Origin of the sequence: Mesorhizobium sp. WSM4310 (genome assembly GCF_007003935.1) — a bacterium.
In the GTDB taxonomy this organism is placed as follows: domain Bacteria; phylum Pseudomonadota; class Alphaproteobacteria; order Rhizobiales; family Rhizobiaceae; genus Mesorhizobium.
Genome location: NZ_VFTA01000028.1, coordinates 78,211 through 86,674, shown reverse-complemented (window position 1 = coordinate 86,674; position 8,464 = coordinate 78,211). Strand labels below are relative to the sequence as shown.

At 60.6% G+C, this 8,464-nt stretch carries 7 protein-coding genes and 1 pseudogene; 4 read left to right on the top strand and 4 right to left on the bottom strand.

The features are described 5' to 3' along the window. Positions 1-270 precede the first annotated feature (270 nt). Positions 271-1,182: pseudogene (locus FJV80_RS25765) on the bottom strand (hypothetical protein). Between the two features lie 487 nt (positions 1,183-1,669). On the opposite strand from FJV80_RS25765, the gene FJV80_RS35740 reads away from it, so the two are divergent. From FJV80_RS35740 to FJV80_RS25735, 4 genes are all read left to right on the top strand, one after another. Next, positions 1,670-2,071, top strand: coding sequence for a hypothetical protein (locus FJV80_RS35740; protein ID WP_348628975.1), 402 nt, complete (start codon positions 1,670-1,672; stop codon positions 2,069-2,071). Then, a complete protein-coding gene (locus FJV80_RS25750) occupies positions 2,028-2,273 on the top strand; it encodes a WGR domain-containing protein (RefSeq protein WP_095774671.1) in 246 nt (81 codons plus the stop codon). Before FJV80_RS35740 ends, FJV80_RS25750 begins: the two co-directional genes overlap by 44 nt. Positions 2,274-2,653: 380 nt before the next feature. Continuing rightward, entirely contained in the window at positions 2,654-3,520 is an 867-nt protein-coding gene (locus tag FJV80_RS25740; RefSeq protein ID WP_095774670.1) for a Ku protein, read from the top strand. Between the two features lie 12 nt (positions 3,521-3,532). After that, entirely contained in the window at positions 3,533-4,342 is an 810-nt protein-coding gene (locus tag FJV80_RS25735; RefSeq protein WP_142877776.1) for a Ku protein, read from the top strand. A 141-nt stretch (positions 4,343-4,483) separates the two neighbouring features. Here FJV80_RS25735 and ligD read toward each other — a convergent pair whose 3' ends face one another. From ligD to FJV80_RS25720, 3 genes are all read right to left on the bottom strand, one after another. Then, positions 4,484-7,132 (bottom strand): DNA ligase D, encoded by a 2,649-nt coding sequence (gene ligD / locus FJV80_RS25730; protein ID WP_142877775.1) that lies wholly within the window; start codon positions 7,130-7,132, stop codon positions 4,484-4,486. Positions 7,133-7,226: 94 nt separating this feature from the next. Next, complete coding sequence (locus FJV80_RS25725; protein WP_142877774.1) at positions 7,227-7,679, bottom strand: hypothetical protein; 453 nt, start codon at positions 7,677-7,679, stop codon at positions 7,227-7,229. A gap of 75 nt (positions 7,680-7,754) precedes the next feature. Next, positions 7,755-8,243, bottom strand: coding sequence for an Hsp20 family protein (locus FJV80_RS25720; RefSeq protein ID WP_095774667.1), 489 nt, complete (start codon positions 8,241-8,243; stop codon positions 7,755-7,757). Positions 8,244-8,464: the final 221 nt, after the last annotated feature.

Sequence of the window (8,464 nt, the reverse complement as noted above, 5' to 3'; positions counted from 1 at the left end):
AGGACCTCGCCTCCATGGTGCAAAAAGGCACGAAAGTCAGCTTCAAGGACGAGATGGCGAACGCAGGCGGCGGGTAGCCTCAGTGGCACAAGCATGCTAGGCGAACGGCGAGCACTCTCATAAGCACGCGAACAAGTTCATGTGTGGCCCACCGCTGTGCGCAATCTCTGGCTCCAAGACCTGGTGTTCCTACCTCGCCATATGTGACCCCGGCAGGTAACCCGCCGCTTACCGAAGAGCCCAGTATGTTTGCTGTCATGTTGATCCGTCTCATTCAGACTGCAAGTCAGCTAGCCGTCTTAGCTTACGACTTAATTCTTTCCGTTCTAGGCTCCGGGCATTTCGACGGGCGACTCTCAGTTCGGCAAGCGTCGGTTGCCACCAGCCGCGCAAAAGTTCGTCCGCTCCTGGCGGATTGCGTGCGGGCCATGTCCTGACCAACTCGGCGAGCGTAGCCGAACGCCACCTACCCCAAACGCAGTCGACATCTTTACGTGTTGCGTTTGGATATGAAGCCATCAAGGCCGACGGCTCAACAGGTTCACCCGATGCTTAGTTGAAAACGACGATACCGTATTGCGCTGTCGCAACCGGCCGGCCAAGAGGCGGTAAACCTTCGGCTGGCAGTGGATAGCGATGACGCCGACGTTCGGCATTCCGCATTTTCGAGGCCTTGTAAGCTTCAGTGTCTCTGGCGGCCTCTCGTCGTCGCCTCCTTTCTGCCGGCTCGGCATGTCGGGCAGCCATTTCTATGTTCGGCCATCGGCGCCGAAGCTCCTCAAACGAACGGAACGGCACCCGCCAGGCTCGCAGCTCGTCGTCCCAACTTGCCCACGGAATTGCCCGCAGTTCCTCGAGGACGGTCTTCGAATAAGGCGTGCGAACACGTAGGTCGTCGGAAACCTCCAGATATGAGCTGGATATCGAATCGAAGACGAAGGCATCACGACCCTTGCTGTCGCCGTGGAGAGCGAACATCTCTGCCTCTTGTGTCAACCAGCGGTCGATCCGGCGCGTGGCCGTCTTTCGGGGGACGAACCAACTCTTGCACTCGTCATTCCACCTCGCTCGGGGAAAGGCGCGCCGAAATCGCTCGACAGCCATTCTATCGAACGCAAAGCGAGCTTCGGCGCCGGGAGCATTGCCCTTCCCTGGCACGTGATGAGCGTCCGAGTGTTCCATCGTGCTGATTGTGGGCGTTTCCTTGCCATGAACGCCTCCCCAGCCTTTAGGTTCACGAGCATTGATCCACAATGCACAGGTCAACTTGACGCAAGGGAGCGCGACAAGCCCATCTACGCATCCCTGTGGCCGTGAAACCTTCTCGTCCCCCGGTGATTAACTCTGATCTGAAAGGCGAATCCATGCCGAGACGACAGGAAATGGCTACAGCAGACCTACGGCCAAAGAAGCCCCGTTCACGCCCGCTAAAAGGCGAGGACTCGGAGGTGAGGCATATTGTGGAGACCCATACCGTCTCGCCCGACCAGGCGCGGGAACTTCTGCGCCGATATGGCGACGATTGGCGCAGGATAGAAGAAGCCGCCAAGTCCTACAAAGACGAAAAGTAAGTGTTGCTCATGGTGCGCTGGGATTGAGCATCTGACTGGCCTCAAAAGGAACGTCGCCGGCCGCCTATCAGCTTCCGGGCCGCGCTTTTGGCGTGCAAATGCGCCCCGACGAACAGATCGTCTTCACCGCTGGCAATCCGCCTCCGCGTTGTGGGTGCGCGATCTATTTCCGGCGCATGGAGATGATCACAATCGCGGGCGCTAACAGGTTCGAACCGAAGAAGAAGAATGACATGGCCCATCGCTCAGGACTTTTCTTTCAATTGAAGCTCCGGGGCTTCTCTTCGGCGCAGTTTGGATTGCGCGCTCAGCCCCTCCGCTTCCCAGTCGGCATGCTCGGCGGCGGCCTTTGGGAAGCGGCTCCGGTTCAATACATCAGCATTGTGAATCGATTGGGTGTGATCGATTCATCGAACTCGTTGGACGTTTCGGCGCTCTGGAGCGAGACTCCGCAGCATGTGTACCCCAGAGATACGACCAGCTCATCTGCACCGCATTGACGACGCCCGCAACATGGCCAGGTTCTATTCGCTGACTATTCAGCCGACCCTGTTCGGTGGCGCATCACTCATCCGCAACTGGGGGCGGATCGGGACGAAGGGCCGTATCAAAATCGAGACCTTTGATGAGCCACAAGATGTCGCTTGCGCGTTGGTTCGGCTTGAGCGCGCAAAGCGACGGCGAGGCTATGTTGTTCCTTAGCTCAAAAGCTGAATATGAGGGTTATCGCCGAGAGCGTCGAAACCGACGGCCAGGTGGCCTTCCGCTCAAAAACAATTGTGATGAAATGCAAGGCTACCACTACAGCAAACCGGTCTCAGCTCAAGCAATCGAGACATTGCTCAAGTCAGCGGCCTCGCCTCTAGTTCATTCCGCTTCCCGCCAAATCAGCCGGACCGAAACGCCTCCGCGACCGAGCGGACGCCGTCGACATGCGCTTGTCGATCGCCTGCCGGATGACGCGTCTCGATCCTATCGACCGACGCCGCCAACTCGTTGAATTCCGATTCTTTTTGACTCTGGAACCATATCGGCGGCCTGCGGCTTATTGACTCGCAAAGGTTGTGCCGGAGTGGAGTGTCATGGTTGCAGCGCGAGCGAATTGGAAGGGTTACATCAAATTCGGCGAGGTTTCCTGCGCGGTGGCGCTCTATAGCGCCGCGTCGTCGTCCGAGCGCATCGCCTTCAACACGCTCAACCGCGCCACTGGTAACCGCGTCCGCCGCGAGTTTATCGATAGCGAGACTGGCGATTCGGTCGAGCGCGACGATCAAGTAAAGGGGTACGAGATGGAGAACGGCGACTACGTCGTGCTCGAACCCGAGGAAGTCGCTGCCGCCGTCCCGGAGAGCGACAAGACGCTTAAGATCGAGGCGTTCGTGCCCTGCGACGAGATTGACGACGTCTATTTCGACAAGCCGTATTATCTCGCACCGGACCGGATGGGCGCCGACGCGTTCAAGCTGCTGCGCGACGGCATGCGACAGGCGAAAGTCGCCGCCCTGGCGCGTACGGTCCTATTCCGGCGGCTGCGCACGGTGCTGATCCGCCCGCATGGCAGCGGCCTGATCGGCACCACGCTGAACTTCGACTATGAGGTGCGCTCGGCTAAGGAAGCGTTCACGGATATTCCCGAGATCAAGATCGAGGGTGAAATGCTCGATCTCGCCAAACACATCATCAATACGAAGAAAGGCTCGTTTGACGCCAAGACCTTCAACGACCGCTACGACGCAGCGGTCGCCGAGCTCGTCAAGGCAAAGATCGAAGGTAAGCCACTGCCGAAGAAGAAGACGCCGCCACCGTCGAAGCCTAGCGATCTTCTGGAGACCTTGCGCCGGAGCGCCGGGCTGGTACCTACCCAGAAGCCGAAACGCGCTGCTGTCGCCAAGACCGACCGCAACCGAAAGCAGCCCAAGCGGGCCGCCGGCTCCAGACGCGCGGCCTGATCGGAGACCATCATGGCCGTTCGACCCTATTGGAAAGGATATCTGAAGCTCTCGTTGGTCACTTGCCCGGTGCAGATGATGCCGGCAACGTCGGAGAGCGAAAAGGTCCGTTTCCATACGCTCAACCGCGAGACGAACAACCGCGTGGTCAGCCACTACGTCGATGCCGTCACGGGCAAGGAAGTCAAGGAGGAGGACGAGGTCAAGGGGTATCAGCGTGGGGAGAACGATTACATCATTCTCGAAGACGAGGAACTGGAGGACGTCGCCCTGGACAGCACCAGGACTATCGATATCGATGTGTTCTCGCCGCGCGATTCCATCGAATGGATCTGGCTCGACACCCCCTATTACCTGTCGCCAAACGATCCGGTCGGCCAGGAGGCCTTCTCGGTCATCCGCGACGCAATGGCAGCAGAAGACATGGTCGGTATCTCCAGGCTGGTGATCTCGCGGCGCGAGCGCGCGGTGATGCTAGAACCCCGCGGCAAGGGCATCGTACTGTGGACCCTGCGCTATGGCGACGAGGTCAGGGACGAGGACGCCTATTTCGAGGGGATCGACGCGAACAAGTCCGATCCCGAGATGATGCCCCTCATCCAGCAATTTATCAAGAAGCAGACCCGCCATTGGGACAGCAAGCTGGTCTCCGATCCCGTGCAGGACAAGCTCCTGGACATCATCGAGGCTAAGCGCAAGAAGACAAAGCGTCCGGCCAAGGCGAAGGCCTCCGAGCCGAAGGCGACGCCAAACAACGTCATCAATATCATGGATGCCCTGCGCAAGTCCGTCGAAGCTCAGAATCGTCCCGGCAAGCGCTAGACGTCGAGATAGAGCCGTTTCAAGGGTCGGGCTGCCCCGGTCTCCCAGGCCACCTCGTGGGCCATGTCCGGGGCCAGGCGATCATGCCCTGCAAGCTCACATTCTCGGTGACTTCGTATGGTAGGAAACTCCCGTCGCGCGTCAGGCCGCCCGCCGCATCGATCTTGCCAGTCGCTTGAGGGATGCTTCCAGGGGGCGATGGCCATCGCCATAGTCTTTCCAGGCCGTGCTCTTTGCCAGGAGCCCGGGCACCGTGCGCAGGGTGAAGCGCTTCGGATCGAGATCGATTTTGACCTGTGCCCAGGTGAGCGGCATGGAGACTGTCGCGCCGGGTCTGGCCCGCGGCGACAGCGGAGCCACGGCGGTCGCCATGCGATCGTTGCGCAGATAGTCGAGGAAGATGCGGCCGATGCGCTGGTTCTTCGCCATCTTGGTCAGGTAGAGGGCTGGATTGTCCCGCGCCATCTGCAGGCAGACATCATGAGCAAAACTTTTGGCCTCCGGCCAGGTGAGCTTGCTGCGCTTGGTGACCGCTAAGGGCGTGACGACGTGCAGCCCTTTACCGCCAGTCGTCTTGCAGAAGCTGACGAGCCCAAGATCGTCGAGGCGGGCGCGCATTTCCTTGGCCGCTTCGACAACCGTTTTGAACGGAACGTCGGGACCTGGATCAAGATCGAAGACGAGCCGGCCCGGCACCTCCGGCTGCTGTGGCTCGCAATTCCAGGGATGCAGTTCCAGCGCACCGATCTGGCCGACGGCGGCGAGGCCCTCCATACGGTCGATCTGCAGGTAGGGCTTCTTGTCGCCGAACACTTTCACCAGTTCAAGAAGATTTGAGGTTCCCGGCATCGCATGACGCTGGAAGAACTGCTCGCCGCCGATTCCATCCGGCGCGCGGATGATTGAGCAGGGCCGCCCGCGGATGTGCTCTATCAGCCAGGGACCGACCGCTTCGTAATAGCGGGCGAGATCTTCCTTGGTTACCGGGGTGCCATCATTGGCATCCGGCCACAGCGGCTTGTCCGGGTTCGAGATCAGCACACCCATGACATCGACCTTGCCGCTACTGCGGGAAGGCTTCGCTGAGGTCGGCTTCCGCGGCTGGGGCACCTTGGTCTTCTCCGGCGAGGCAGGTCTATCGGCTTCGATCTCCTCGGCCGGTTTGTCCTCACGCAAACCTTTGAAGGCGGCTTGGCGCACGAGCCCGTCGGACGTCCAGCCGGCGAATTCGATCTCGGCCACCAGCTCCGGCTTCAGCCAGACGACGCCGGGTTCGTTCTTCGGCGCGCCGATGCCGGTGAAGGGTGATTTCCCAGTCGCGGCAGCTTTCAGCTTCGGCAGCAGGTCCCTGACCTTGGCTGCGCCATAGCCGGTGCCCACGCGGCCGACATAGACGAAGTGATCGCCGCGGTTGACGCCGACCAGAAGCGACCGGAACTTGCCATTGGTTGTGGCATAGGCGCCGATGACGACCTCATGGCCCGCACGACACTTTGACTTCGCCCACGTCTCGGTGCGGCCGGAAACGTAGGGCGCATCCGCGCGCTTCGACACGATGCCTTCCAGGGACAGCCGGCAGGCCGAGCGAAGCACTGCCTCGCCGCCAGTTTCGAAATGCTCAACGAAGCGGATTCGATCATCCTCACCCGTGTCGGTCAGAAACTGACGCAATCGCGCCTTGCGCTCACTCAGCGGCAAGACACGCAAATCCTCAGCGCCTTCGAACAGCAGGTCGAAGGCGAAGTAGACAAGCGCATCGGTCTTGCCCTCGGCCAGCGCTGCCTGAAGGGCGGCAAAGTCCGGGGCGCCGTTTTCGTCGAGCGCGCAGATCTCGCCATCGATGATCGCATCGGGCAGATTGCCGGCGGCTCGGGCGATGGCGGGATATTTGACCGTCCAGTCGAGACCCTTGCGGGTCTTCAAGATCGCTTCGCCGCCCAGAACGCGCATCTGGATGCGATAGCCGTCGAACTTGATCTCGTGCAGCCATCCGCTCTCGGAGGGCGGCCGTGCCAGCGTCTGGCAGAGCTGTGGGGCAATGAAGTCGGGAAGATCGGCGTGAATGACTGTCCCGTGCTTGTTCCTTTTTCCGCGAACGTTTGTTTTCCGTTCCTGCGCCGCCAAGCCTGTACGACTGTCCCACACAGCATCGGCCTCGGCCTTGCCGCCTTGCAGCATGAAGGGTTTCGGGCTGCGGCCCTTGCCGGCAGCAATTGCCTCCATCTTGCGTCCGGACGCGACAGAGGTGTCATTCTTGTCGAGGATGGCGGCGCCGTTTGTCTCTACGGAATATTCATCGCGATGTTTGATCAGCAGCCAGTTGGTGCGCTTGCCGCCTTCGCGGTCGTTGGCCATCCGCACCAGCACGAAACTGCCATGCAGCCGCTCCCCTTCGAGCGTGAACTTGAAATCGCCCTTGGCCAGCGCCTGCTCGGGGCTGTTCTTTCCCTCGGGCTCCCAATAGCCGCGGTCCCACAGCATGACCGTGCCGCCGCCATACTGGCCTTTTGGAATCGTCCCTTCGAAATCCCCGTAGTCGAGCGGATGATCTTCCACCTCGACGGCGAGCCTCTTGTCATGAGGATCGAGGGAGGGACCGCGCGTCACGGCCCAGGATTTGAAAACGCCGCCGAGCTCAAGTCGCAGATCGTAATGCAGTCGCGTCGCGTCATGTTTCTGAATGACGAAACGGCGGCGGCTCGAAGGCTTGACCGACCCTTGACCGCTCGGCTCCTGCGTCTTCTTGAAATCGCGCTTGGCCTTGTATGTTGTTAGCTTGTCGCTCGCCATTCGATGCCCTCGGACCACGGACCAATCGGCCTACAAGCAGGAATGTTCAGAGTGGCAAACATGTTCCCCCCCGGGCGTCGCGCCCGCGCTGGCGTTATGCCAGCCCGGGCTCGGGATAAGCAAAGGCACCGCCACCGCCAGTGCTGGGCGGAACGGCCGCAAATACAGGACAAGGCGGTGGGTCGTCATCGTCGTCGCGCCGACGATGGCGCACAATGCGCGCCCAATGTGAGAAGGACAATCGTCCGCGACGCTGCGCCGGTCTTCGCGACAGTCCTGGTGTTTGCTGGCTGGTGCTCGCGCAAATGTCTGCATCCAGCGCCTTGAGCGCTTGGAGAATCTCATCCACTTCGATGCAGGAGCCGTCGTCCAGCTGACGTATCGAGGGCCGGCCTGGAACCGCGCGGGCGTCGGATGCCCAGGAAGCCAGCAGCGCCCGCTTCTCCTCGCGGCTCATTGCCGGATCGTTGAGGATTTCATCGGGACGCTGGAATATCGGACGTCGATCGGCATCCCGATTGTTTGTGTCTGGAGTAAGACCTGTCATCTCCGTTTCTCCGCAATTCGTGCCTCCCGGACGCTGCCGCGAGGCAAATCGCAGCATTTGATGTTCGCGCGGAACTCAGGCGGCGTCGCGCTGCCGATCCGTATCCTGGCTAATCTGCTTCTTAGTCGCTGTCTCATCCCCTGACGCGGCGCTGCCGGTCGAGCCGATGGCAATGCGGCGAGGCTTCAGCTCCTCAGGAATCTCGCGCACCAAATCAACCGAAAGCAGGCCATTTTCGAGCGCCGCACGTGCTACCTTGACGTGGTCGGCCAGCTTAAAAGCCTGCCTGAAATTGCCGATGGCCAATCCCTGGTGGAGAATCTGTCGGTTGGCCTCCTCCGGCTTTTTCTGGCCGGTGACGATCAGCTCGGGGCCGTGCTGGGTGAGCTCGACTTCCTCCGCACTGAACCCGGCGATCGCCATCGTAATGCGGTAGTCGTCCGGGCCGAGCTTTTCGATGTTGTAGGGCGGCCACTCCGAACGCACGCCATTGTCGAGCATGTCGAAGAGACGGTCGAAGCCGACCGTCGAGCGGTAGAGAGGGGTATAATCGAAGCTTCTCATAGCCATATCCTCCGTAAAGCAACATGGGTTACAAGCAGCGCCGCAGCGTCTCTGCGACGCCCAATCCGTCGGGCCGAAGCCCCGACGCAGAACGATTTGGGAAAACCCGAAATCCGGTTCAAGAGGGCAGATCCTATTTTTTTGATCAACGTCCCTGCCTGTTCCCCTGGCCTCGTCACATGCGCGCTCGGATCGCCAAACGCCGCCGGCGGACCCGAGGC